This window comes from Streptomyces sp. PA03-5A (genome assembly GCF_033792725.1).
GTDB lineage: Bacteria > Actinomycetota > Actinomycetes > Streptomycetales > Streptomycetaceae > Actinacidiphila.
The window spans coordinates 64,721-88,335 of record NZ_JARAVL010000024.1 but is presented as its reverse complement, the minus strand read 5'-3'; the positions used below and the strand labels follow the sequence as shown (position 1 = coordinate 88,335).

Genomic DNA, 23,615 nt, shown 5'->3' with positions numbered 1-23,615 from the left:
TTTGAGGAAGGCCGGAGCTTTTCGGCGTAGCGTGGCCGCCGTGACGGATCTGGTGGCACGGACTTGTGACCGCATCGACCGGCTCGACGCCCGGATCAAGGCGTTCGTACGGGAACCGGACCGGCGGGGCCGGCTGGCGGCGGAGGCGGCCGCGGCACCGCCGGGCGTGCTGTCCGGGGTGATGGTGGGCGTCAAGGACATCGTCCGGATCGACGGGATGGACACCAGGGCCGGGTCCGCGGTACCGGCGGAGGTGCTGGCCGGGCCGCAGGCACCGCTGGTGGACCGGCTGCGGGCGGCAGGGGCGCTGGTCGCGGGGAAGACGGTGACGGCCGAGTTCGCGGTGACCGCGCCGGGGCCGACCCGCAATCCGCACAACACCGCCCACACACCCGGTGGTTCGAGCAGCGGATCGGCGGCCGCGGTGGCGGCGGGCATGGTGCCGCTGGCGGTCGGGACGCAGACCGTCGGCTCGGTGGTCCGGCCCGCGGCCTACTGCGGGGTGGTGGGCTTCAAGCCGACCTTCGGGCGCGTCCCGGTGGACGGGGTGATCGCCAACGCCCCGAGCTTCGACACGGTCGGGGTGCTCGCCGCGGACGTCGCGACGGCGACGCTCGGCGCGTCCGTCCTGTGCGACGACTGGCGGGAGCCGGCGGCCGGCGACGGCCGGCCGGTGCTCGGCGTCCCCGTCGGCCCGTACCTGGACCGCGCGGGGACGGAGGCGCGGGAGGCCTTCGCGGCGCGGGCCAAGCGGCTGGAGGCGGCGGGCTGGACCGTGCGCGAGGTGCCGCTGATGCCGGGTCCGGGTGAGTTCGAGGCGGTCGTACGGCAGTTGTACGTCATGAACCGCTACGAGGTGGCCCGTACGCACGCCGACTGGTTCCCCCGGCACGGCCGGCTGTACCGCGAGCAGACGGTCGCCGCCATCCGCGAGGGCCACGCCGTCGGCCGCGACGACTACGAGCGGGCCGTGGGCGAGCGCCGGGTCTTCCGCGAGCGGCTGCTGGCGGCCATGGGGGAGGTCGACGTCTGGCTGGCGCCGTCCGCCACCGGCCCCGCCCCGTTCGGCCTGGGCAGCACCGGCGACTCGGTGATGTGCCTGCCGTGGAGCAACGCGGGCTTCCCCGCGGTGAGTCTGCCCGCCGGGTACGCCGCGAACGGCCTGCCGCTCGGTCTGCAGGTCGTCGGGCGCCCCGGCGAGGACGAGGAACTGCTGCGGTGGGCTGCGGAGTTCGCCCCGGTCGTCATGCCTCGATGAAGACCAGGTCCTCGACCGGGACGGTCATCCGCACGGTGTGGTCGCCGGTCACCTCGACGACGTGGTGCAGTCCCCGCACCTGCGCGCGCGGGGTGTCCGAGGACAGGATCCGGTAGGTGTCGGCCGCCCCGGCCAGGTAGGCGCGGAAGGCGGCGAGGGAGGGCTCGCCGAGCGCGAGGTAGTCGAAGAGCCGCCGGAAGAGCTTGGGGACGAGCACCACGTCGTCGGTGAGCGAGGAGAGCCCGGTGACCTTCGCGCCGCTGGTGCTCACGTCGCCGGGCCACAGCCCCCTGCCCGCCTCGCGGGCCTGCCGGGCGACGTCGGTCAGCTCCCGGCGCAGGTCCTCGTGGAGGTTGCTGTAGAAGGTCGGGTAGGCCAGGCCCTCGGCGACCAGGTGGTGGTTGACGGTGGCGCGCAGCAGCGGCACGCCGACCGTGACCTCCTGGCCGCTCTTCGTGCCCTCCGGCAGCGCGCCCCGTCCGGCCAGGGCGACGCAGCGGCCGTGCACGTCGACCCCGCCGGTGAGGATCCAGCCGGGGACGCTCTCGGGGCTGGCGGCGACGACCCGCTCGCCGCCGGGCCCGCGCTCCACGGCGGTGAAGCCGAGCCACCGCAGCAGCTCGTCCCGGGCCGCGTGGGCGAAGGGCAGCGGCTGGTGGGCCGGGGCGGAGGTGGGCCCGTAGTGGGTCTCCAGCGCGTCGACGGCGTCCAGGCGCAGCTTGCCCCGGCAGGAGTGGGTGAGGTCGAGCCCGAGCCCGCCCCTGATGCGGTTCCAGTCGGGGTGACGGGTGGGGGTGAAGCCCACGGTGTCCCCGTCCGGTTCGGTGTTCTTTATCTGGAAAGAGCCCTTGACCAGCAGCATCGGCATGGCGACTCCCCATCGGGGTGTGAGCGTCGGTGACGTCGTGTGCAGGAAACCACGCGGAGGGTGGCGGAGGACAGGGATCCGGCGTGTCTTCGTACACGTGTTCGACAAGTGGTCTATGGTGGGTGGCGGAGGGTCCGGAAGGGGGGAGACGTGAGCGGTCGGAGGTGCGTATGCCGGGATTCACGCACCTGCACACCGTCTCCGGCTTCTCGCTGCGGTACGGGGCCTCGCACCCCGAGCGGCTCGCCGAGCGCGCCGCCGAACGGGGGATGGACGCGCTGGCGCTGACCGACCGGGACACGGTGGCCGGCGTGGTGCGCTTCGCCAAGGCGTGCGCGCGGGCCGGGGTGCGGCCGCTGTTCGGCGCCTCCCTGGCGGTGCCGGCGGCGTACGCGGGGGAGGGCGCCGCCCCTCAGGCCGGTCCGCCGGCCGCCCGCCGGCGCACCCCGGTGCGCGGCGGGGCCTTCGTGCCGGAGGCGACCGACCGGGCGGTCTTCCTCGCCCGGGACCGCCGCGGCTGGGGCGCGCTGTGCCGGCTGGTCAGCGCCGCCCACACCGACGGCGGCATCGGCTGGGAGGACCTGGGGCGGGAAGGGGTGTACGTGCTGCTCGGCGCGGACTCCGAGGTCGGCCGCGCCCTGGCGGCCGGACGCCCCGACCGGGCCGCCAGGCTGCTGCGCCCCTGGCGCGAGGTGTACGGGGACGCGCTGCGCCTGGAGGCCGTGCACCACGGCCGCACCGGCACCGGGTCCGGCTCGCTGCGGCTCGCCGCCCGCACCGTCGGCTTCGCCGTCGAGCAGGGGGTCGTCCCGGTGCTGACCAACGCCGTCCGCTACGCCGACCCCGGCCAGGGGGAGGTGGCCGACGTCCTGGACTCGGCGCGCCGGCTGGTGCCGATCGACGTGCGCGACGCGGGGAGCCTGGACAGCGGGGAGCGCTGGCTGAAGGACGCCGGGGACATGGCGCGCACCGCCGAGCGGGTCATGGAGGCGGCCGGGTTCGCCCGCGGCGACGCCCACCGGCTGCTGCGGGCCACCGAGGAGACCGCCGCGGGCTGCGCCGTCGACCCGGAGGAGGACCTGGGGCTCGGGCAGGTGCACTTCCCCGAGCCGCAGCTCGTCGGCGCGGGCGCCCGCACCGCCGACCGCGTGCTGCGCTCGCGCTGCGCGGCCGGGATGGTCCGCGAGGGCCACGACCGGGAGCCGGAGTACTGGGCGCGGCTCGACCACGAGCTGCGGATCATCGAGGGGCTCGGCTTCGCCTCGTACTTCCTCACCGTCGGCCAGGTGGTCGCCGACGTGCGGGAGATGGGCATCCGGGTCGCCGCGCGCGGCTCGGGCGCCGGATCGCTCGTCAACCACCTGCTGGGCATCGCGGCCGCCGACCCCGTCGAGCACGACCTGCTCATGGAACGCTTCCTGTCCGGGCGGCGGGCCTCGCTGCCCGACATCGACATCGACGTGGAGTCGGCCCGCCGGCTGGAGGTCTACCGGCGGATCCTGGACCGCTTCGGCGGCGAGCGGGTCGCCACCGTCGCCATGCCCGAGACCTACCGCGTCCGGCACGCCGTGCGCGACGTGGGCACCGCCCTCGGGATGGACCCGGAGCGGACCGACCGGCTGGCCAAGGCCTTCCCGCACATCCGGGCCCGCGACGCGCGGGCCGCGCTCGCCGAGCTGCCCGAGCTGCGGCAGGTGGCGGGGGAGGACCACGGCCGGCTGTGGGAGCTGGTCGAGGCGCTGGACGCGCTGCCGCGCGGGGTCGCCATGCACCCCTGCGGGGTGCTGCTGTCGGACGCCGGGCTGCTGGAGCGCACACCGGTCGTGCCGACCAGCGGCGAGGGCTTCCCCATGGCGCAGTTCGACAAGGACGACGTCGAGGACCTCGGGCTGCTCAAGCTCGACGTGCTCGGGGTGCGCATGCAGTCCGCGATGGCGCACACCCTGGACGAGGTGGAACGCACCGGCGGCGGCCGGATCGACCTGGACCGCATCCCGCAGGGCGACCCCGCGACGTACGAACTGGTGCAGTCCGCCGAGACGCTGGGCTGCTTCCAGATCGAGTCCCCGGGCCAGCGCGACCTGGTGGGGCGGCTGCAGCCGGCCACCTTCCACGACCTGGTCGTGGACATCTCCCTGTTCCGTCCCGGGCCGGTCGCCGCCGACATGGTGCGGCCCTTCATCGACGCCCGGCACGGCCGCAGGCCCGTCCACTACCCGCACCCCGACCTGGAGCCCGTGCTGCGCGAGACCCACGGGGTGGTCGTCTTCCACGAGCAGCTCATCGACATCATGAGCGTCATGACCGGCTGCGACCGGGGGTTCGCCGACGAGGCGCGGCGCGCGCTGTCGGACGAGGCCCGGCAGGGACGGCTGCGGGCCTGGTTCGCGGACGCGGCCCGGGGGCGCGGCTACTCCCGCGAGGTCATCCGGCGCACCTGGGAGATCGTCTCGGCCTTCGGCGCGTACGGCTTCTGCAAGGCGCACGCCGTCGCCTTCGCCGTGCCGACCTACCAGTCCGCCTGGCTCAAGGCGCACCATCCGGCGGCCTTCTACGCCGGGGTGCTCACCCATGACCCCGGGATGTACCCCAAGCGGCTGCTGCTCGCGGACGCGCGGCGGCGCGGGGTGCCGGTGCTGCCGCTGGACGTCAACCGGTCGGGCGCGGCCTATCGAATCGAACTGGTGTCCGGTGAGGGGGGTGGTGAGGTGGGCGAGGAGGTGTGGGGGCTGCGGCTCGCGCTCTCCGAGGTGCACGGCATCAGCGAGGCCGAGGTCGCCCGGATCACCGCCGGACAGCCCTACTCCTCCCTCCAGGACCTCTGGGAGCGCGCCCGCCCAGGCCGTGCCGCCGCCGAACGCCTGGTCCAGGTCGGCGCGCTGGACCCCTTCGGGGGCAACCGCCGCGACATGCTGCTCCAGGTCGCCGAAGTGCACCGGCAGGGCCGGGCCTCCGCCTACGACGGCCAGCTCACCCTGACCGGAGGGGAGGGCGAGCCGGCGTTCGCGCCGGCCGGCCTGCCCGACATGGACGACGGCGAGCGGCTCGGCGCCGAACTCGGCGCCCTCGGCATGGACGCCTCCCGCCACCTGATGGACGACCACCTCGCCTTCCTGGAGGAGCTGGGCGCGATCCCGGCGAACCGGCTGCGCGAGGTGCGGCACGGCGAGACCGTGCTGGTCGCCGGGGCCAAGGCGGCCACGCAGACCCCGCCCATCCGCTCCGGGCGCCGGGTCATCTTCACCACCCTCGACGACGGCACCGGCCTGGTCGACCTCGCCTTCTTCGACGACAGCCACGAGACCTGCGCCCACACCGTCTTCCACTCCTGGCTGCTGCTGGTCCGCGGGGTGGTCCAGCGCCGCGGACCGCAGAGCCTGTCCGTCGTCGGCGCCGCCGCCTGGAACCTGGCCGAACTGGTCGAACTGCGCAGGGAGGGCGGCCTGGAGGCGGTCGCGGCCCGCCTGGCCGAGACCCCGGGCGAGCCCCCTGGCCTCCCCGCACCCCCGCCCGGGGGCCGCCGGGTCCGGATGTCCACCGGGTACGAGATGCACCCCTGGGCCGATCTGCGGCCCGCGGGCGAGGGCGTTCCCACCGGCCGCAAGCTGTGGCACTCCAGTCCGGGGAGCGCGGGGCGATGACGGACGACCTGCACGTGCTGTACGTGCACTTCCACGCCGCCGAGGCGCTGTACGAGCGACTCCTCGGGCTGCTGGGCGGCTTCACCCCGGTCGTCCAGGCGCTCCCGCCCGACGCCGCGCTCGCCGACGTCCGCGGGGCGCTGCGCTACTTCGGGCGCGACGCCGTGGAACTGGCCACGCTGCTGCGGGTGCGGCTGCTCGCCCTCCACGGTGTGGACTGCACGATCGGCGTCGGCCCGAACCAGCTGCTCGCCCGGATGGCGGCGCAGGGCGGACCGGAGGGCGCGGTGCGCGCCGCCCCCACCGACCCCGCGGCCGTGGCGGCCTTCCTCGCCGACCGCCCGGTGGCGGCGCTGCACGGCGTCGGCCCGGCGACGGCACGGCAGTTGGGCACGTACGGCCTGGACACCGTCGGGCGCGTCGCGGCCGCGCCCCTGAGCACCCTGCAGCGGATCCTGGGCGCCGCGGCGGGCCGCAGGACGCACGAACGGGCCCGCGGCATCGACCCGCCCCCGGTCGTCCCGAACGCCCCCGCCCGTTCGGCCGGCGCCGAGCGCCGCTTCGGCCACGACGAACTGGACCCGGTGCGGCACCGCCGCGCCCTGCTGTCGCTCACCGAGGAACTGGGCTCCTCACTGCGCGCGTCGGGCCGGGTCGCGCGCTCACTGACCCTCACCGTCCGCTACGCCGACCGCTCCACGACCACCCGCACCCGCGCGCTGCCCGAGCCCACCGGCCACGGCACCGCCCTCGCCGAGGCCGCGTACCGGCTCTACGAGGGGCTGGGGCTGCAGCGTGCCCGGGTGCGCGGCCTCGCGTTGCGTGCGGAGGGGCTGACGGACGCCGGTCTCGCGACGCTGCAGCTCAGCCTGGACCCGGGGGACGAGAAGGCGCGCCGGATCGAGGCGGTCGCGGACCGGGCGCGAGCCCGCTTCGGCCCGCGGGCGCTGATGCCCGCGGCACTGTCGGGTGCGGCCTGACGGTCCATTATCACATCGACGTGAAGCCGGCGTGATGAATTCTTTACCCACCGGTAGCTAGCGACGTTTGTTACTCCTCCGTAAATTGACGGAAGCTCAGCACTCTGGTGATCCGGATCACAGGCTGCACGGGAGCCAGTCATTCCCCCACCTGCGAGGAGATCGCTCGATGCTGCCCATCAGACCGCGATCAGCGCTCCGGCTCCTCTCCGCGCTGACTCTCACCGCCGCCCTCTTCGCCACCCCCGTCCTGGTGGACAGCACGACCACCGCACTGGCGAAGACCCCCACGTCCGACACCCACGCCACCACGACCGTCGCCGCCGCGACCACCGCCGGCGCCACCGCGAGCAGCGGCTGGAACAACTGGTCCTGCAAGCCGTCCGCCGCCCACCCGCGGCCCGTCGTCCTCGTCCACGGCACCCTCGGCAACTCCATCGACAACTGGCTCGGCCTCGCGCCCTACCTGGTCAAGCGGGGCTACTGCGTCTACTCCCTGGACTACGGCCAGCTGCCCGGCGTGCCCCTCTTCTACGGGCTCGGCTCCATCACCGCCTCCTCCCAGCAGCTCGCCGACTACGTCGACCGGGTCCTCACGGCCACCGGCGCGGGCAAGGTCGACATCGTCGGGCACTCCCAGGGCGGCATGATGCCGCGCTACTACATGAAGTTCCTGGGCGGTGCCCCCAAGGTGAACGCGCTCGTCGGCATCGCGCCCAGCAACCACGGGACCGACCTGGGCGGGCTGCTCAGGCTGCTGCCGTACTTCCCCGGGGCGGCCGAGGCCATCGAGCACCTCAGCCCGCAGGGGCTGACGGACCAGATGGCCGGATCGGCCTTCCTCACCAAGCTGAACGCCGGCGGCGACACCCTCCCCGGCGTCCACTACACGGTGATCGCGACCAAGTACGACGAGGTCGTCACGCCGTACACCTCGCAGTTCCTGTCCGGCCCTGACGTCCGCAACGTGGTGCTGCAGGACCTGTGCCCGCTCGACCTGTCCGAGCACGTCTTCGTCGGGCTGACCGACCGCATCGTGTTCCACGAGGCGGCCAACGCCCTCGACCCGGCGCACGCCACCGCGACCGACTGCGGGGACGTCTTCAGCTGACGTCCCCCGTCAGCCGACCCGCGTCCGGCGCCTGCGGGCGACGAGCAGCAGCACCGACGCACCGAGCGAGACGGCGGCGGCCCCCGCCGCCATCAGCGAGGTCGTGCCGCTGCTGCTGCCTCCGGTCTCCGCCAGGTCCGCGCCGGAAAGGGACGTGTCCGCCGTCGCGGACGGCTCCGCGAGCGGGCTCGCCGAGCCGTCCGCGGCGGTGTGCGCGTGGTGGTGGCGCACCGTCGACCGGTCCGCCCCGGCGGCGATCCGCGCGTCGTCCGGTACGGAGGCGGTGGGCGCGGGGGCGGTCGTGGCCGCGGCGGGGGTCCCGGTCCCGGTCCCGGCCGGGGCCGAGGTCGCGGGCGTGGCGGGCGCCCCGGGGGCCTTCCCGGTGTCCGCGCCGAAGACCACGTCGGAGCAGGAGTAGAAGGCCTCCGGGCTGTCCGAGCGCTGCCAGATCGCGTAGACCAGCTGACGCCCCGACCTGGCCGGCACGTCCACCGGCAGGACGTAACTGCCGTCCCGCACCTGGGGGTCGGTCACCTTCGCGAACGGCTGCGCCTCCAGGTCCGACCACGTCAGCGGCCGCGACGGGTCGTACCCCGCCTTCGTCATGTACAGCTCGAACGAGCCCTTGTGGCGGGCCGTCACCCGGTACGCCAGGTCCTGCCGTCCCGGCGTCATCCTCGTCGCCGGCCAGTCTGCCCGCGCCAGGTCCAGCGCCTTGAACTCCTCGTTGCCCGCGCTGCACAGCTTGCCGTCCGGTATCACCTGCCGGTGGCGTCCGGCCGCGTCGCCGATGCGCACCCCGTTCCAGTCGTAGAAGGCCTGCGTGCCGCCCGCCGCGACCGCCGCCCTGCACGCGGCCGACGTCGGGTTCTCGGGGTTCTCCGCGTAGCAGGTCAGCACCCGGCTGACCGGGCCGCCCATGGTGCCGTGCGCGCTCGCCGGTCCCGCGGCCAGGCCGGTCAGTGCGAGCGGTCCGATCCCGAGGACGGTGGCCAGGGCGGCCCTGCGGCGTGCGGTCATGGTGGGGTTCTCCTTCGGCGGTGGCCCGGTGCGCGGTGCCGACGGGCGCCGGCGAACCAGCACGCTAGCCGCGCCGCACGGGTGGAACCCCTGTTCGGAGGACCTGCGGGCGATCTTTATGGCGGCGTTAAGGCATCGCTAAGCGGGGGCTGAGGATGCCGGTCGCCGGTGCGGCCCGGGTCCCCCCGGCACGACGGCGGCGCCGGACAGGAGTCCTGTCCGGCGCCGCCCACCCGCCTGTTCCCGGGTGCGGTCCGCCGGCCCTCAGCCGAGCCAGAGCGTCAGGAGGTAGCCCGGGCTGTCCCACGTGCACGTGTACTGGTAGGCCTGGCCGGAGTCGACGAACTTCTGGCCGGCCGTCTTGCAGGCCGCGCTCGTCGAGTACACCTTGTACGGCACGCTCGCGTTCGCCGGGGCGGCGAGCGCCAGCATCCCGGTGAGCGTCGCGGCCACGGCCACGGCGACCGAGGCGCCCCTGCGCTTGTTCATGTCCCCTCCAGGAAGAGCTCGTTGCACGACCGGATCACCGGCATCCTCACATCGTCGCAATGGACACGTCAATGATGCGGATCATGGGCGGTGTCGCCGCGGGGCCCCCTCAGGAGGAGTGCCGGCTGCGGGGGGTGCGCCGCGGGGGGTGGGTGAGGGTGATCTGCCGTACGAGCTGGTGGAAGCAGGACAGCGCCGCGATGGCGGGGAGGCTGGCGACGGTCCAGTCGGTGATCGTCCGGGGGGCGGAGGCGACGCAGAACAGGATCGCGAAGGCCGAGAAGAGCAGCACGACCGCCCAGGAGTGCGGGGCCCGGCGCTGGTGCAGCGCGGCCCGCAGGATCGACAACGAGGCCACCATCCAGGGGCCGTAGACCAGCAGCGGCCACCAGCCCGCCAGCCCCGACGCCCCGTTGGTGGCGGCGATGTGGCGCAACGGGTCGTGGGCGACCATCCCCCCGAGCACGCTCACCATGGCCACGATGGTGGCCGCGACCGCCGCGACGACGAAGCTGAGCGTCTGGGTCCTGGCCGCCTTCTGCCGCAGCGCCGCCCGGCGGATCCTGCGGTGCCTGTGCCGGGTGAGCGGCAGCTCGTGGGTCGCGGACTCCGGGGAGGGCGCGGCGAAGACGTCGTCGTCCTCCTCCTCGTAGTCGTCCACCTCCTCCGCCAGAGGGGGTTCGAGGAGCTGGGCCAATTCCTCCTCGGACGTCCACGCCCCGTTCAGGACGTCGTAGTCCGGGGCGGAGAAGAACCCGTTCCCCGAAGTGTCGTCCGGGGCCTGGCGGGGACTGTAAATGGTGTGGCCGCTGAGGTGGTCCTCGTACGGCATGTCGTTCTCGAAGCGGAAACGGTCCTGCAAAGGCGGCATGAAGGAATTCCTGTCGGGGCCGGGCGTGGGCGGGGGATACGGTGAATGCACGCCCTAATACCGCGCATCCAGATCGATGCCGGAGCAGCGGCGGATGAAATCCCCCTCGATGCCGACCATTTCGTTGGTGAACTGTTCCAGTTCCGAAGAGCAGTACACGAGCGGAATGCGCTCCTCGCCACGCTCGATGTAGGCGTCCGGACTCCGGCCGAAGAATCCCGCCGTCCCCGGGACGAAGACCCATTCCCCGAGGGGGACGCCCTCCCTCGGGCGGTACGGACGGCTGCGGCGGATGGGCGCCGGAACCGTCCGGGGGACCTCGTTCCCGGCCGGCGCACCCGGTGCGTTCTGGGAATCGACTGTGACCACATCCCCACAACGACCCCCGCCCCGTGATGGAGTTGCGCCGTACGAGTGACCTCCGCCCCGTGTTCCGTGAGGTGTTGGCCCTGGCCACAGGCCCCGGCAGGCACCCTAGGGTGACGCCATGACCGAACCGACGCGCCGCCGCGCGGCCGCCCTGGAGCTCATCGACGCCGTCGTCGACTCCGGCACCTGGCACGGCTGGGACGAGCCCGTGACCGCGCTGCCCGGCTACCTCGACGACGCCGGGTACCGCGCCGACCTCGCCCGGGCACGGGAGCGGACCGGGCTCGACGAGTCGGTCGTCACCGGCGAGGGCAGGATCCGCGGCCGCCGGGTCGCCGTCGTCGCGGGCGAGTTCCGCTTCCTGGGCGGCTCGATCGGCGTCGCCGCGGGCGAACGCCTCGTACGGGCCGTCGAACGGGCCACCCGTGAGCGGCTGCCCCTGCTGGCCTCGCCCGCCTCGGGCGGGACGCGGATGCAGGAGGGCACCATCGCGTTCCTGCAGATGGTCAAGGTCGCGGCGGCCATCACCGACCACAAGGCCGCGGGCCTGCCGTACCTGGTCCACCTGCGGCACCCGACCACGGGCGGGGTCTTCGCGTCCTGGGGCTCCCTCGGGCACGTCACCGCCGCCGAACCCGGCGCGCTCATCGGCTTCCTCGGCCCGCGGATCCACGAGGCCCTGTACGGCGAGGAGTTCCCGCCCGGCGTCCAGGTCGCGGAGAACCTGCTGGCCAACGGCATCGTGGACGCCGTGCTGCCCTCCGCGGAACTCGCGGACGTCGCGGCACGCGTCCTCGGGGTGCTGTGCGGCGACACGGCGGGAGCCCCGGACACCGGCGGGGCCGGTCCCGAGCCCGCGCCGGGCGCCTCCGCTCCACCGGCCGCGGAGTCCATCCGGCGCTCACGGCGGCCCGAACGGCCGGGGCTGCGCGCCCTGCTGGCGGCGGCCGCCCGGGACGTGACCCCGCTCAGCGGCACCGGCGCGGGGGAACGGGACCCCGGACTCCTGCTCGCGCTCGCCCGGATCGGCGGCACGCCCTGCGTCGTCCTCGGCCACGACCGGCGGGAGACCGGCGACGGGCGGCCGTCCGCGCTCGGCCCCGCCGGCCTGCGGGTCGCCCGCCGCGGCATGGGCATCGCGGCGGAACTGGACCTGCCGCTGTTGTGCGTGGTCGACACCGCGGGTGCGGCGCTGTCCCGGGAGGCCGAGGAGGGCGGCCTGGCGGGCGAGATCGCCCGCTCCCTCGCCGACCTGATGACCGTGCCCGCGCCCACGCTGTGCCTGCTGCTCGGACAGGGCGCCGGCGGGGGCGCGCTCGCGCTGCTGCCCGCGGACCGGGTGGTGGCCGCGCGGCACGCGTGGCTCTCCCCGCTGCCGCCGGAGGGGGCCTCGGCGATCCTGTACCGGACGACGGAACGGGCGTACGAAGTGGCCGGGCGCCAGGGGGTGCGGTCGGCGGACCTGGCCGCGCACGGGATCGTCGACCGGGTGGTGGAGGAGACGCCCGACGCGGCGGACGAGCCCGAGGCGTTCCTGGCCCGCCTCGGCGCGGTCCTGGGTGCCGAACTCGCGGCCCTGCGCGCCCACCCCCGCGCCGTCCGCCTCGCCGCCCGCCGCACCCGCTACCGGAACCTGGGCCTGAGCTGACGCCCCTTCCGGCGGGAGGCGTTCCGCGGCGGCGGGCGGGGATCCGGGCCGGGAAAAGCCGGTCGCGGGTGGTTGGGGGGCCGGCCCGGCTCTGCCGGGGGCTTCCCTGCGGCCCTCCGGAACGGGGGGAGCCGGTGGCGGCCGCGTGGGGCCGGCCCCGTGCGGCCGGGGCAGGGGCGGTGTCCTCGGCCGCGGCACCGGATGCGGGGCCGCGCACACCTGGTCCCGCACGGGAGGCGTCCGCGTCCGCGGGCGGTTGGGGGCGGTCGTGGTCAGGCCTCGGCGGGATCCGTCTGTCGCCCCTTCCTCGGGGGATCGCCACGTGGGGCGTGGTCCGGCCGGACCCGGCGGTCCCGCGGGGAAGCACGGAGGCGTTGTCAGTGGGGGGTGGAAGGATCACGGGGTGGGCGAACTCAGCAGTGACACGTACTGGGACACCGTGGCCGACCGCTTCGACGAGGAGCCCGACCACGGCTTGCGGGAGCCGGCCGTGCGGGAGGCGTGGGCGGCACGGCTGCGGACGTGGCTGCCCGGCACCCCGGCGGACGTGCTCGACCTCGGGTGCGGCACGGGCAGCCTCGCGCGGCTCGCCGCCGAGCAGGGGCACCGGGTGACCGCCGTCGACCGCTCCGCGCGCATGGCCGCGCTGGCCCGGACGAAGCTGGCCGGCACCGGGGCCCGCGTCCTGCTCGGGGACGCGGCCGAACCGCCCGTCGCACAGGGCCGGTTCGACGTGGTGCTCGTCCGGCACATGCTGTGGGCGCTGCCCGACCCCGTGGCCGCGTTGCGCCGCTGGGCCCGGCTGCTGCGCCGCGGCGGACGCCTCGTGCTGGTCGAGGGGTGCTGGGGAGAGGCCGAGCCGGTGGGCATCCGCGCCGCCGAACTGGCCGCGATGGTACGGCCGCTCGCCGAGCACACCGAGGTGGAGCAGCTCGCCCACGACACCGCGCTGTGGGGCGGCCCGGTCCACGACGAGCGCTACGCCGCGGTCGTGCGGATCAAGCAGCCCCGCAGGCACACGGAGATCGTCGACGTCCACCTCGTCCTCCGCCGCGGCGACGAGGTCCTGCTCGGCCGCCGCGTCAACACCGGTTACGCCGACGGCCTGCTGCACGCCCCCTCCGGCCACGTCGAGGACGGCGAGGACGTCCTGACGGCCCTGGTCCGCGAGGCCCAGGAGGAGGTGGGCGTCGTGCTGCGCCCCGAGGACATCGCCGTCGCCCTGGTCATGCAGCACCGCGCGCCCGGCGGGGGCGAGCGCATCGGCTGGTTCTTCGAGGCGGACGGCGGCGTCCACGAGCCGGTCAACCGCGAGCCGGAGAAGTGCTCGGAGCTCGGCTGGTTCCCCCTGGACGCGCTGCCGGACGACATGGTGGCGTACTGCAGGGCGGGCCTGGAGGCGTACCGCGCGGGCGAGCGCTTCGTGCTGCACCTGCACGAGCCGGGGGACGCGATCGCCCACGACCCGGCGGGGCCCGGCCGCGCCGTCGTCCTCGCGGACGGTGCGTGCAGCACAATGGCCGCGACAAACAGCGCTGCCCCGTCCCGCCGGGAGGACGACACACCGTGAGCCTCAAGATCACCGTCAGGCCGGACGCGGCCGCCGCGCCCTACGAGCAACTGCGCGAGCAGATCGCGGACCAGGCCCGTTCCGGGGCCCTCCCGGTCGGCTACCGGCTGCCGACCGTCCGCGGGCTCGCGGACGACCTCGGCCTGGCGGCCAACACCGTGGCCAAGGCCTACCGCGCCCTGGAGTCGGACGGTGTGATCGAGACCCGCGGCCGCAACGGCACCTTCGTCGCGGCCGCGGGCGACGCCGCCACCCGTGAGGCGGCCGCCGCCGCGTCGGCCTACGCCCAGCGCGTGCGGCGCCTCGGCCTGGACCGCGCCGCCGCCGAGGACGCCGTGCGGGACGCGCTGCGCGCCGCGTACGAGGCGTAGCGCGCGCCGCTCACAGCAGTCCGGCGAGTTTGTACAGCGCCAGCGAACCCGCGACCGCGACGTTGAGGCTGGCGCCCATGCCGACCATGGGGATCTCGACGGCGAGGTCGAGCAGGTCGAGCGCCTCCGGCGGGATGCCCTGCTGCTCGTGCCCCAGCACGACGACCGTGGTGCGCCGCGCGGCCGGCAGGTCCGCCAGCCGGACCGCCTCGTCGGCGAGTTCGACCCCGACGACGTGCGCTCCGCGGTCGCGCTGCCGCTGCAGCCAGCCCAGGGGATCGCCGGTCCAGTGCACGCAGGCGGGCCGCCGCAGGGTGTTGCCGCGGGCGAGCGCCTCCGGCACCCAGGGGAAGCGCGGGACGACCAGGCACGCGCCGACGGCGTCGCAGGTGCGCAGCAGCGTCCCGAGGTTGGCGCCGTGCAGCGGCCACAGCGGCGCCGCGTACAGGTGGTCCCAGCAGTTGTGCGACCGCGGGCGGCGACTGCGGCGCAGTTCCGCCGGGGTGCGGGTCCGTATCCTCCCCGTCGCGCCGCCGGGCGGACCCCCGGCCATCAGAGGTAGAGGCCTCCGGAGGCGGAGGCCGGGGTCGTCTGGTGGGGGAGCGCGGTGCCGCCGGAGGAGGAGGCGCCGCGGCGCAGGGCGTAGAGCTCCGCGAGCGTGGCGCCGTCCCGGCCGATGCCCTCGGACGTGCCGAGCCAGCCGGTCGCCTCGGCGCGGGTCAGCGGGCCCACCTCGATCCGGGCCAGGCAGCGCCCGGGGCGGACCACCGCGGGGTGCAGCCGCTCCAGGTCCTCGTTGGTCGTGATGCCGACCAGGACGTTGCGGCCCTGGCCGAGCAGGCCGTCGGTGAGGTTGAGCAGACGGGACAGCGCCTGGCCGGTCTGGTGCTTGGCCTGGCCGCGGATGAGCTCGTCGCAGTCCTCCAGCAACAGCAGCCGCCAGCGGCCCGGCCCTTCGGTGTCGTCCTCGCCGATGGCGATCTCCATCAGGTAGCCGACGTCGTTGAAGAGCACCTCGGGGTCGAGGACGCAGTCCACCTGGCACCAGTCGCGCCAGGCGCGGGCCAGCGTGCGCAGCGCGGAGGTCTTGCCGGTGCCCGGCGGGCCGTGCAGGAGCAGCAGCCGGCCGCTGACGTCGGCGGCGGTGAGCTTCATCAGCCCGTCCATGGCCTCCGCCACCGGCGCGGTGTAGTTGCCCCGCACGTCGTCCCAGGGGGCGGCGCTGATCTGCCGCGTGATGCGGTGCGGCCCGCGGCGCGGGGCGACGTACCAGAAGCCCATGGTCACGTCGTCGGGCTGCGGTTCCGGCTGGTCCTCGGCGTCCTCGACGGCCTCGGCCAGGACGCGCTGCGCCAGCTCCTCGGTGACCGCCGTCACCGTCACGTCGGCACGGCGGTGCCAGCGCGACACGAGGATCGTCCAGCCGTCGCCCTCGGCGAGGGTCGCGCCGCGGTCCTTGTCCCGCGCGGAGCGCAGCACCGACCCGCCGCCCGGTACGAGCGTCAGCCCCGACTTGACCCGGTCCAGGGACGTGCCGCACGAGTAGGGCTGCTCGCCGGTGACGAAGCGGCTCAGGAACAGGGCGTCGATGGCGTCGGACGGCGAGTCGTCGTCGTTCATGCCGAGACGGATGGACAGGGCGCGATGCGGGGGCGTTGCGTCGGGCATGCCGCTCATGATCCGGCACGGGGTCCGCGTCCGCACCGGGTTTTCACGCAGTGGCGGAATCACCGGGAATTCCCGAACGCCCGGTGGAACCGGCCCGATCCGGGCACAGCGGGCGGTTCACGGGGCACCGGGCGTCCGGCCGGGGATGGCGCGTCCGGGCGGTGCCGCCGTCGGCGCCCCTAAAGGGCCTCCCAACTACGGGAGTAGAGCCCGCCGGCCGAGACGGCGTCACATCCGGTGCACGCAGCGGCGATCACGGACAGCTCGCAGGAATGTCCATGTCAAGAAATCTTGGCATGGACACTTCCCGAACGTGTTACTGCGCGGTACGAAAGATGCGGCAGAGATCCTGCTAAGGGAGGTTCCATGAGACTGTCCCGTTTCGTGTCAGCCGCATCCACACTTCTCCTTACCGCCGCACTCGCCCTGGTTGGTGCCGGTTCCGCCCGAGCCGCCGGCCCCGTCTACGTGGCCCTGGGCGACTCGTACTCCGCCGGAGTCGGGTCCGGCAGCTACGACGGCTCGAGCGGCAGCTGCTACCGCAGCAGCAAGGCGTTCCCCCGGCTGTGGGCGAACGCGCATAGCCCGTCCGGGTTCTCTTTCACCGCGTGTTCCGGAGCGACCACGACCGACGTGCTCAACAACCAGCTCGGTCCGCTCAACGCCTCGACGACCCTGGTCAGCATCAGCATCGGCGGCAACGACGCCGGCTTCGCCGACGTGATGACCACCTGCGTCCTCAGCTCCGACAGCACCTGCCTCAGCCGTATCAACCAGGCCAGGGACTTCGCCAACAACCAGCTGCCCGCACGGCTCGACTCCGTCTACAACGCCATCAGCTCCAGGTCCCCTTCGGCCCGGGTCGTCGTCCTCGGCTACCCGCGCTTCTACAAGCTGGGCACCACCTGCATCGGCCTCAGCGAGACCAAGCGCAGGGCCATAAACGACGCGGCCGACCTCCTCGACACCGTCACCGCGAAGCGCGCCGCCGACCACGGCTTCGCCTTCGCCGACGTCCGCGGCACCTTCACCGGGCACGAGCTCTGCTCGGGCTCGGCCTGGCTGCACAGCCTCACCCTCCCCGTCTACGAGTCCTACCACCCCACCGCCTCCGGCCAGTCCGGCGGCTACTTGCCGGTGTTCACCTCCGCCGCGTGACCCGCGGCACCGCAGCGCGGAGCACCCGGACGACGTGAGACGAGGGGTGCCGGGCCACCGCCCGGCACCCCTCGCCCATGCCGGCGCTGCCTCAGGGGGTCGTCGCCGTCCCCTCCGAACCGCTCGGCGACGGGCTCGGCGCCCGGCACGTGACCGTGAACGGGACGTGCGCGGACTCCGTCCCCACCGGACTGCGCACCTCGACCGCCACCCAGCCCTCGATCGTGCCGTCCGGCTCGTAGGACGGCTCGGTGTGCTCGACCGTCCGGCTCCTCGGGCCGCCCGAGGGGAAGTCGAGGGTCTGCCAGCCATGGTCGGAACCGGCGCCGCTCGTCCTCCAGCGGTAGGTGACCGTCACCGGGGTGCGGTCGACCGTGACGACCGCCGAGAAGGACGGCGCCTGCTCCGCGGGCGGCGGACAGCCCCCGGTGTAGGTGTCGCGCACGGCCGACACCGTGACGTGGACGTTCACATGGGCCGGGGTGCTGGGCGGCGCCGAGGTGTGCGGAGACGCGGAGTCGCCGCCGCCGGCCGTCGCCTCGTAGCCGCTGGCGTCCGTGTCGTCGTCGTCCTGCGAGCCGGTGGCGGACGGGGTCCCGTCGCCGCCCGGGGTGTTCCCGGCGGTCGTGCCGTGGCCGGAACCGCCGGGTGAGCCGTCGTCGAGCAGGGCGTAGGCCACGCCCCCGATGCCCAGGGCGAGGGCGAGCACGCCCGCGGCCATCGCCACCGCCGCGCGACGAGGCCGGGCCGGGGGGCCACCTGACGGGGGGCCGAATCCGGTGCCGACGGGTGTCGTCGGCCCGAGCGGTGTCGAGGAGACGGGAGTCGAGGAGACCGGCGTGGACCGGACCGGTGTGCCGTCCGGCCCCGGCGGCATCGGCACGGCGGCCTGGGTGGTGGCGTAGGCCGTTCCGGCGCCCGGCGGGGTGCGCCCGGCGGCGAGGGCGTCCAGCCGCCGCTGCACCTCGTCGCCCGGGATCCGGGCCGCCGGGTCCTTGTGCAGCAGCCCGGTGATCACCGGGGCCAGCGGCCCCGCCCTGCGCGGCTCGGGCAGTTCCTCGTCCACCACCGCGCGCATCGTGCTCAGTGCGGTGTCGCGGCGGAACGGCGAACCGCCCTCCACCGCCACGTACAGCAGCACCCCGAGCGACCACAGGTCCGACTCCGGGCCGGGACGGCGGCCGAGCGCCCGCTCGGGGGCCAGGAACTCCGGTGAGCCCACCAGTTCGCCGGTGCGGGTGATCGCCGAGGAGCCCTCGATCATGGCGATGCCGAAGTCGGTGAGCACGACCCGCCCGTCGTTGCCGATGAGCACGTTGCCCGGCTTCACGTCGCGGTGCAGCACCCCGGCCGCATGGCCGGCGCGCAGCGCCGCCAGCACCTTGCCGCCGATCCCCGCGGCGCGCCGGGGGTCCATGGGGCCCTCCGCGTCGAGGACGTCGGCGAGCGTCACGCCCCGGACGAGCTCCATGACGATCCACGGGCTGCCCTCGGCCATGGCCACGTCGTACACCTTGATGACGTTGGGGTGCTCGACCCGCGCGGCCGCGATGCCCTCCTGCTGCAGCCGCGCGTACAGGCGCTCGACCTCCCCGTCCTCCAGGCCCGGCGGGGCCTTGACCTCCTTGACGGCCACCTCGCGGCCCAGCAGTTCGTCCCGGGCCAGCCACACCACACCCATGCCGCCCCGGCCCAGCTCGCTGATCAGCCGGTAGCGCCCCGCCACGAGCCGTGTCATCGGCGTGTCCCCCCTTCGTGCCGCCCGCAGCCCAGCATGACCGAACTTCCTCCCGAACGGACCCTTTCGACGGAAAGCTCCCTCAAGCCGGCAGTGCCAGCACCGCCCTGAGCAGCAGACCGCAGCCCAGCACCAGCACCACGGACGCCGTGGCCAGCGGCGCGAGGCGCCGTGCCGCCGTGAACAGCCGGCCGCGGGACCGCAGCGCCGACGCCTTCCCGGCCAGCCGCCCGAGGCGCACGACGGCGAAACCGGCGGCCGTGAGCGTGATCGCCAGACCCGCGCCGTACGCGAGCACCAGCAGGAAGCCGAACCAGGCCTGGCCGAGTGCCGCGGCACCCACCAGGACGACCACCGCGGAAGGACTGGGGACGAGACCGCCGGCGAAGCCGAGCAGGATCGTGCCCCGGAGCGTGGGCCGCGGCTCGTGCGGGTGTGTGTGCGGGTGGACGTGCACGTGGCGCTCGGGGGCGGGGCGTTCGGCGGTGAGGACGGCCGCGGGCGCGGTCTGCGCCGCCGTCCCGGGTGCGGGTGCGGGGCGGCGCGGGTGGACGTGGTGTTCGCCGTGGTGGCGATGGCCGTGCCCGTGGTGGCCGCCCCCATGGTCGTGGCCGTGGTCATGCCCTTGCCCGTGCCCATGTCCGTGGTCGTGGCCGTGGGACTGACCCCGCAGCCGCCAGGCGCGGCGGAGCAGCGCCGCACCGGCGCAGGCGACCAGCACCCCGCTGGCGACGCCCAGCCAGCCGATGACCGAGGGCGCCGCGGCCGAACCGGTCGTCACCAGCAGGCCCAGCGCGAACACCCCCATGGTGTGGGTGACCGTCACCGACGCGCCCAGCGCGACCATGTCCCGGCGCGACCGCCGGCCGCCCGCGGCGGCCGCCGCGGCCATCAGCGTCTTGCCGTGCCCGGGCGCGAGCGCGTGCATCGCGCCCAGGGCCAGCGCCGTGAGCAGGGCCAGGGCGGCGAACCCCGGGGTGAGCGCGTGCCGTGACACCAGGTCGGTGAGGGCCTGGGTCCAGCGGTCCGCGCCGCGCGGCAGCACACCGGCGGCGGGGGCGTCGTCCTCCGCCGCCAGCGCGGGGCCGCCCGGGGTCACCCGGAAACCGGCCGCGCGCTCGTCGGCGGGCGAGGAGAGCAGGTCCTTCGGGTACGCGGTGAGCCGCCGCGACACCGACGTCCCCGGCACGTCGGCGTCGTGGAGCGTCATCCGGTCGCCGCGCGCGGTGATCTCCCGCCAGCCCGGCCCGGCACCGATGTCCGCCGGACGGTACGTCAGGGGCGCGGACCTGCCGTCCGGCAGGCGCGCCGTCATCCGGCACTCGACGCGCAGTGTCGTCAGCCCCGCCTGCCCCGGCCGTACGGTCGCCGTGGCCCGGCGCACGGTGACCGGTTCGCGGCGACCGCCCACGGACGCCCGTGCGCCCTCCGCGGCCGCGTCGCACCGCGCCCCCGCCCAGTCCGCCAACTCGGCGCGGCCCAGCGCCCGGTCGCCGTCCCGGTCGATCGCGGGGACGGCCTGGGCCGCGGGGATCTCGGCGAGGTCCTCGACGTGGTCGATCCGCAGCACACCGGGGGCGGCGACCAGGCCGTCGTAGCGGTTGACGGTGAAGTTGCCCAGCGGATGCGCCTGCGCCTGTCCTGCGGGAAGCAGCGCGAGGGCCGCTCCCGCCGCTGCCGCGGCCGCCGCGGCGGCCGTCCTGCGCCGGATCATGACGGGTCTCCTTCGATGCGTGCCAGCGCGCGGCGGGCGGCGGGGGCGGCGGTGGGGGAGAAGCCGGGGTTGAGGCGGAGCGCCGCGGCCAGCGACGTCCTGGCGGCCGCGCGCCTGCCGAGGGCCGCCTCGATGACGCCGCGGTGGTAGAGGAAGGCCGCGTTGCGGTAGCCCGGCGCGGAGGAGCGTCCGGCGTACGTCAGGGCCTCGCGGTCGCGGCCGTTGACGTGCAGGGCCCAGGCGAGCGCGTCGGCGGTGTGGACGGTCTGCCGGCGCGACCATTCGGCCCGGGCCGCGCGCAGCGCCTCGGCGGCGTCCCCGTGGTCGGCGGCGACCAGTGCCGCGTCGAGGTCGGTGGCGACGCCGTTCGCCCGGGCGAGGGCGATCCAGGTGCCGACCACCGCGTACTGCTGCTCCGCCCGCTCGTCCTGGCCCGTGGCCTCGTACAGTTCGCCCAGTTCGGCGAGTTGCGCGGGCAGCGGGTAGCGGTCGACGACCCGCCCCAGGTCGCGCAGGGCCTTCTCCCGGTCGCCGCGTGCCGCGTACGTACGGCCGCGGCCCTCGACCGCCGGCAGGTAGCCGGGGTCGGCGCGCAGCGCGGTGGCGAAGTGCCGCAGTGCGGCCGGGTACTGGCCCTGGCTCCAGGCGAGCTGGCCCAGCGCCGTGGCGACGTAGGCCGTGTCGCCCGGGGTCGCGGCGGAGTCCAGGGCGCGGGTCAGGATGCGGCGGGCACCGGCCGGGTCGCCGCGCAGTTCGTGGACGTAGGCGAGGCGGGTGAAGACCGGGATGCCGGGACGCACCGCGTCCGCGTGCTCGGCGGCGCGCAGCGCCTCGTCGTAGCGGCCGAGTTCGACCAGGGCGTCGACCCGGACGGCCAGGGCGCGCTCCCCGTACGGGTTCACCTTCAGCGCCCGGTCCGCCTCGGTGAGGGCGGTGCGGAAGTCGTGGCGGGCGGCGGCGAGCGCGGCCCGTCCGGCGAGTGCGGCGTCGTTGTCGCGGGGGGAGATCCGCAGCGAGCGGGTGAAGGCGGCCTGCGCCTGCGGGTAGCGGGTCGGGTCGCCGCTGGTCCTGGCCTGCTCGACGTAGGCGGCGCCGAGGGCGGCCCACCCCGGGGCGTCGTCGGGCTGGGCCCGCAGATGCGTCTGCAGGGCCGCGATGCCGCCCGCGAGGTCGCCCTCGGCGAGGCGGTCCAGCGGGGCGTCGGCGGCGGGTGCCGCGGTCCGCGCGGCGTCCCGCGGGGCGGGGGACCCGCCGAGGACCAGCGCGCCCGCGGTGAGCGCCAGCGCGAGGCCGAGCACCAGCGCCGCGTACAGGACGGCGGCGCGCAGTCGGCCCGGGGCCGGTACGTCCATGGCTGCTGCCTTTCGGGATGATGGGGTGGAGCCCGGCCGGGGCGCTCGCGGTGCGTCCCGGCCGGGTGCCGTGCGGTGTGTCTGCGCCGGGCCGTCGGGTCCGGCGCGGCGGTGCGTCAGGCCCGGCCGTGCGCCCGGCGGCCGGCGGGGCTGCGGCGCATCCGCCACCACAGCAGCGCGGCGCCGATCAGCAGCACGCCCGCGCCGCCGGAGGCCGCGGAGGCGATGAGCACGGTGTTGTCGTCACCGCCGCCCGTGAGCAGGCCGCCCCCGTTGAGCTGGGTGACCCCGTTGGTCTGCGCCGAGTTGGTGGCCGGCTTGGCCAGCGGGCCGTCCGAGCCGGAGGCCGGCAGGGCCACGTACGGGAAGCTGGCGCCGAAGGCCTGGTCGTTGGCGTTGACGGCGTCGCCCAGGTCGTTCTTCGACCCGACCAGTTCGCCCTCCACCACCTGGAGCGCGATGTCCACGACGTCGTCACCGAGCCGGCGGCCGTTGGGGAAGCCGGCGTTGTCGCCGTCCAGGACGCCGAGCCGCTTGGGATTGGCGGTGGGCAGGACGGCCGTGTTGAGGCGCAGCATCTCCGACGGGCGGACGTGCGGCGGCTGGTTGAGCTTGGGCACACCCGTCAGGAACACCTGGACGAGGTCGTTGCGCGGCGTGGCCGGCGCCTTGATCTTGTAGATGCCCTCGATGAGCCCGGGCAGTTCGGGGTGGGTCACGTTCTTGAGGAACTGGGCGTCGTTCCAGGGCGAGGACGCGTTGAACCGGTCCTTGTCCTTGAGCGGGTTGACCACCTCGTTGACCAGCGGCATGCCGAGGCGCGAGACCTGTGCCCAGTCGCCGTTCGCCGTGCGCCGCTGCGTGGTGGACCAGATGCCGACGACCGGCTGCTTGGCCGACTGGCGGATCGCGGCCGTCGGGACCTGCAGGGCGATGGTGTTGACGTTGTAGCCCTTGAGGGTGTCGTCGCCGACCTCGGAGAGGTTGCCCCCGTAGAGCAGGTCGAAGACCCGCAGGTCGAGGAAGAACGGGTCGTCGGACTGGCCGGCGAAGGCCGTGGTGCCGCGGCCCAGGTCCTTGACGGCCTGCTGGCGCAGCACGTTGTAGTCCGGCATCGAGGCCTTGCCGACGTTCGACGGCGCGACGGGCACGTCGTTCGCGACCTTGTAGCGGCCGGTTACCTGCTGGTCGTGCAGCCGGAACAGGTCGATGTCGTAGGTCTGGAAGAAGTTCAGGTCCGGGTCGTCGAGGCTGGTGACCGGGCCGGTGTTGTAGAGGAACGTCTTCTTGTTGCGGAGGTGGTCCCGGAACGTCCACCGGTAGAGGTAGTCGCCCTGGGCGTCCCCGTCGCTGTCGATGTGGATGTCGTACTGGGCGTCGTCGGCGAACTTGTAGAAGTTCGGGCCGCCGGCCGGGTCCTCGAACGGTATCCAGTTCGCCACCAGCGTGGTGGTGTCCGGGCGGTCGGGGCTGACGAACGCGTAGACGTCCGTGGTGTCGTACTGCGGCTGCCCCGAGATCAGCGGTGCCTCCCGGTGGCTGGACGCCTGTGCCGTCCCCGGCTCCAGTCCGGTGACGCCCGCCGCGGCGAGTCCCCCCGCGGCCAGTGCGCCGGCGGCCAGCAGGGCGATCGTGCGCGATCGCCCGAACCGGGCCGTGAGCCTGTTCCTGCTGTGTGCGGTCATCGCGTCGGTCCTTCGCGAGTCTGGCCCCTCCCCCTTGGAAGAGGTCCTGCGTGGGTTGTTCGGGGCCGGTCGGACGGCGGATTGGCGGACCGGGGCGAATTTGT

Annotated in this window: 19 protein-coding genes; 8 read left to right on the top strand and 11 right to left on the bottom strand. The window is 74.8% G+C overall.

Going from position 1 to position 23,615, the window contains the following annotated elements:
* Positions 1-40 precede the first annotated feature (40 nt).
* Positions 41-1,258, top strand: a complete 1,218-nt coding sequence (locus PV410_RS28020) for an amidase (protein WP_500328497.1) — start codon at positions 41-43, stop codon at positions 1,256-1,258.
* Here the strand turns inward: PV410_RS28020 and PV410_RS28015 are convergent.
* A complete protein-coding gene (locus PV410_RS28015; RefSeq protein WP_500328495.1) occupies positions 1,245-2,126 on the bottom strand; it encodes a nuclease in 882 nt (293 codons plus the stop codon). The two genes, PV410_RS28020 and PV410_RS28015, sit on opposite strands and share 14 nt — an antisense overlap.
* A 170-nt stretch (positions 2,127-2,296) precedes the next feature.
* On the opposite strand from PV410_RS28015, the gene PV410_RS28010 reads away from it, so the two are divergent.
* The 3 genes from PV410_RS28010 (at position 2,297) to PV410_RS28000 (ending at position 7,858) form a co-directional block, all read left to right on the top strand.
* Entirely contained in the window at positions 2,297-5,767 is a 3,471-nt protein-coding gene (locus PV410_RS28010; RefSeq protein ID WP_500328493.1) for a DNA polymerase III subunit alpha, read from the top strand.
* Complete coding sequence (locus PV410_RS28005) at positions 5,764-6,747, top strand: DNA polymerase Y family protein (RefSeq protein ID WP_500328490.1); 984 nt, start codon at positions 5,764-5,766, stop codon at positions 6,745-6,747. The genes PV410_RS28010 and PV410_RS28005 overlap by 4 nt, the downstream gene beginning before the upstream one ends.
* A 169-nt stretch (positions 6,748-6,916) precedes the next feature.
* Positions 6,917-7,858 carry an esterase/lipase family protein gene (locus PV410_RS28000; RefSeq protein ID WP_500328488.1) on the top strand — a complete coding sequence of 314 codons (942 nt, stop codon included), beginning with the start codon at positions 6,917-6,919 and terminating at the stop codon, positions 7,856-7,858.
* 9 nt (positions 7,859-7,867) lie between these two features.
* Here the strand turns inward: PV410_RS28000 and PV410_RS27995 are convergent, their stop codons facing one another.
* The 4 genes from PV410_RS27995 to PV410_RS27980 all read right to left on the bottom strand — a co-directional run bounded on the left by PV410_RS27995 (position 7,868) and on the right by PV410_RS27980 (position 10,607).
* The gene (locus tag PV410_RS27995) at positions 7,868-8,878 is read right to left on the bottom strand and encodes a lytic polysaccharide monooxygenase auxiliary activity family 9 protein (protein WP_500328486.1); all 1,011 of its coding nucleotides are present in this window, start codon (positions 8,876-8,878) and stop codon (positions 7,868-7,870) included.
* Between the two features lie 264 nt (positions 8,879-9,142).
* Positions 9,143-9,367 (bottom strand): hypothetical protein, encoded by a 225-nt coding sequence (locus tag PV410_RS27990; protein ID WP_499511037.1) that lies wholly within the window; start codon positions 9,365-9,367, stop codon positions 9,143-9,145.
* A gap of 109 nt (positions 9,368-9,476) precedes the next feature.
* The gene (locus tag PV410_RS27985) at positions 9,477-10,238 is read right to left on the bottom strand and encodes a DUF2637 domain-containing protein (protein WP_500328484.1); all 762 of its coding nucleotides are present in this window, start codon (positions 10,236-10,238) and stop codon (positions 9,477-9,479) included.
* Between the two features lie 54 nt (positions 10,239-10,292).
* On the bottom strand, positions 10,293-10,607 hold the full coding sequence (locus PV410_RS27980) for a hypothetical protein (RefSeq protein ID WP_500328482.1): 315 nt from the start codon (positions 10,605-10,607) through the stop codon (positions 10,293-10,295).
* Positions 10,608-10,725: 118 nt separating this feature from the next.
* On the opposite strand from PV410_RS27980, the gene PV410_RS27975 reads away from it, so the two are divergent.
* The 3 genes from PV410_RS27975 to PV410_RS27965 all read left to right on the top strand — a co-directional run bounded on the left by PV410_RS27975 (position 10,726) and on the right by PV410_RS27965 (position 14,196).
* The gene (locus PV410_RS27975) at positions 10,726-12,255 is read left to right on the top strand and encodes a carboxyl transferase domain-containing protein (protein ID WP_500328480.1); all 1,530 of its coding nucleotides are present in this window, start codon (positions 10,726-10,728) and stop codon (positions 12,253-12,255) included.
* Between the two features lie 403 nt (positions 12,256-12,658).
* The gene (locus PV410_RS27970) at positions 12,659-13,825 is read left to right on the top strand and encodes a methyltransferase domain-containing protein (RefSeq protein WP_500328479.1); all 1,167 of its coding nucleotides are present in this window, start codon (positions 12,659-12,661) and stop codon (positions 13,823-13,825) included.
* On the top strand, positions 13,822-14,196 hold the full coding sequence (locus PV410_RS27965) for a GntR family transcriptional regulator (RefSeq protein WP_500328477.1): 375 nt from the start codon (positions 13,822-13,824) through the stop codon (positions 14,194-14,196). Before PV410_RS27970 ends, PV410_RS27965 begins: the two co-directional genes overlap by 4 nt.
* A gap of 10 nt (positions 14,197-14,206) precedes the next feature.
* On the opposite strand, the gene PV410_RS27960 is transcribed toward PV410_RS27965, so the two are convergent.
* Both PV410_RS27960 and PV410_RS27955 read right to left on the bottom strand, forming a co-directional pair.
* Positions 14,207-14,749 (bottom strand): TrmH family RNA methyltransferase, encoded by a 543-nt coding sequence (locus PV410_RS27960; protein WP_500328476.1) that lies wholly within the window; start codon positions 14,747-14,749, stop codon positions 14,207-14,209.
* The gene (locus PV410_RS27955) at positions 14,749-15,864 is read right to left on the bottom strand and encodes a DUF5925 domain-containing protein (RefSeq protein WP_500328474.1); all 1,116 of its coding nucleotides are present in this window, start codon (positions 15,862-15,864) and stop codon (positions 14,749-14,751) included. The genes PV410_RS27960 and PV410_RS27955 overlap by 1 nt, the downstream gene beginning before the upstream one ends.
* A gap of 366 nt (positions 15,865-16,230) precedes the next feature.
* On the opposite strand from PV410_RS27955, the gene PV410_RS27950 reads away from it, so the two are divergent.
* Positions 16,231-17,022: an SGNH/GDSL hydrolase family protein gene (locus tag PV410_RS27950; protein WP_499511030.1), complete on the top strand. Its 792-nt coding sequence runs from the start codon at positions 16,231-16,233 to the stop codon at positions 17,020-17,022.
* Positions 17,023-17,113: 91 nt separating this feature from the next.
* On the opposite strand, the gene PV410_RS27945 is transcribed toward PV410_RS27950, so the two are convergent.
* The 4 genes from PV410_RS27945 to PV410_RS27930 form a co-directional block, all read right to left on the bottom strand.
* Positions 17,114-18,760 carry a serine/threonine-protein kinase gene (locus tag PV410_RS27945; RefSeq protein WP_500328472.1) on the bottom strand — a complete coding sequence of 549 codons (1,647 nt, stop codon included), beginning with the start codon at positions 18,758-18,760 and terminating at the stop codon, positions 17,114-17,116.
* Between the two features lie 82 nt (positions 18,761-18,842).
* Positions 18,843-20,474, bottom strand: coding sequence for a nickel transporter (locus PV410_RS27940; protein ID WP_500328470.1), 1,632 nt, complete (start codon positions 20,472-20,474; stop codon positions 18,843-18,845).
* The gene (locus PV410_RS27935) at positions 20,471-21,826 is read right to left on the bottom strand and encodes a tetratricopeptide repeat protein (protein WP_500328469.1); all 1,356 of its coding nucleotides are present in this window, start codon (positions 21,824-21,826) and stop codon (positions 20,471-20,473) included. The genes PV410_RS27940 and PV410_RS27935 overlap by 4 nt, the downstream gene beginning before the upstream one ends.
* 116 nt (positions 21,827-21,942) lie before the next feature.
* Entirely contained in the window at positions 21,943-23,511 is a 1,569-nt protein-coding gene (locus PV410_RS27930) for a DUF4331 domain-containing protein (protein ID WP_500328467.1), read from the bottom strand.
* Between the last annotated feature and the right edge of the window lie 104 nt (positions 23,512-23,615).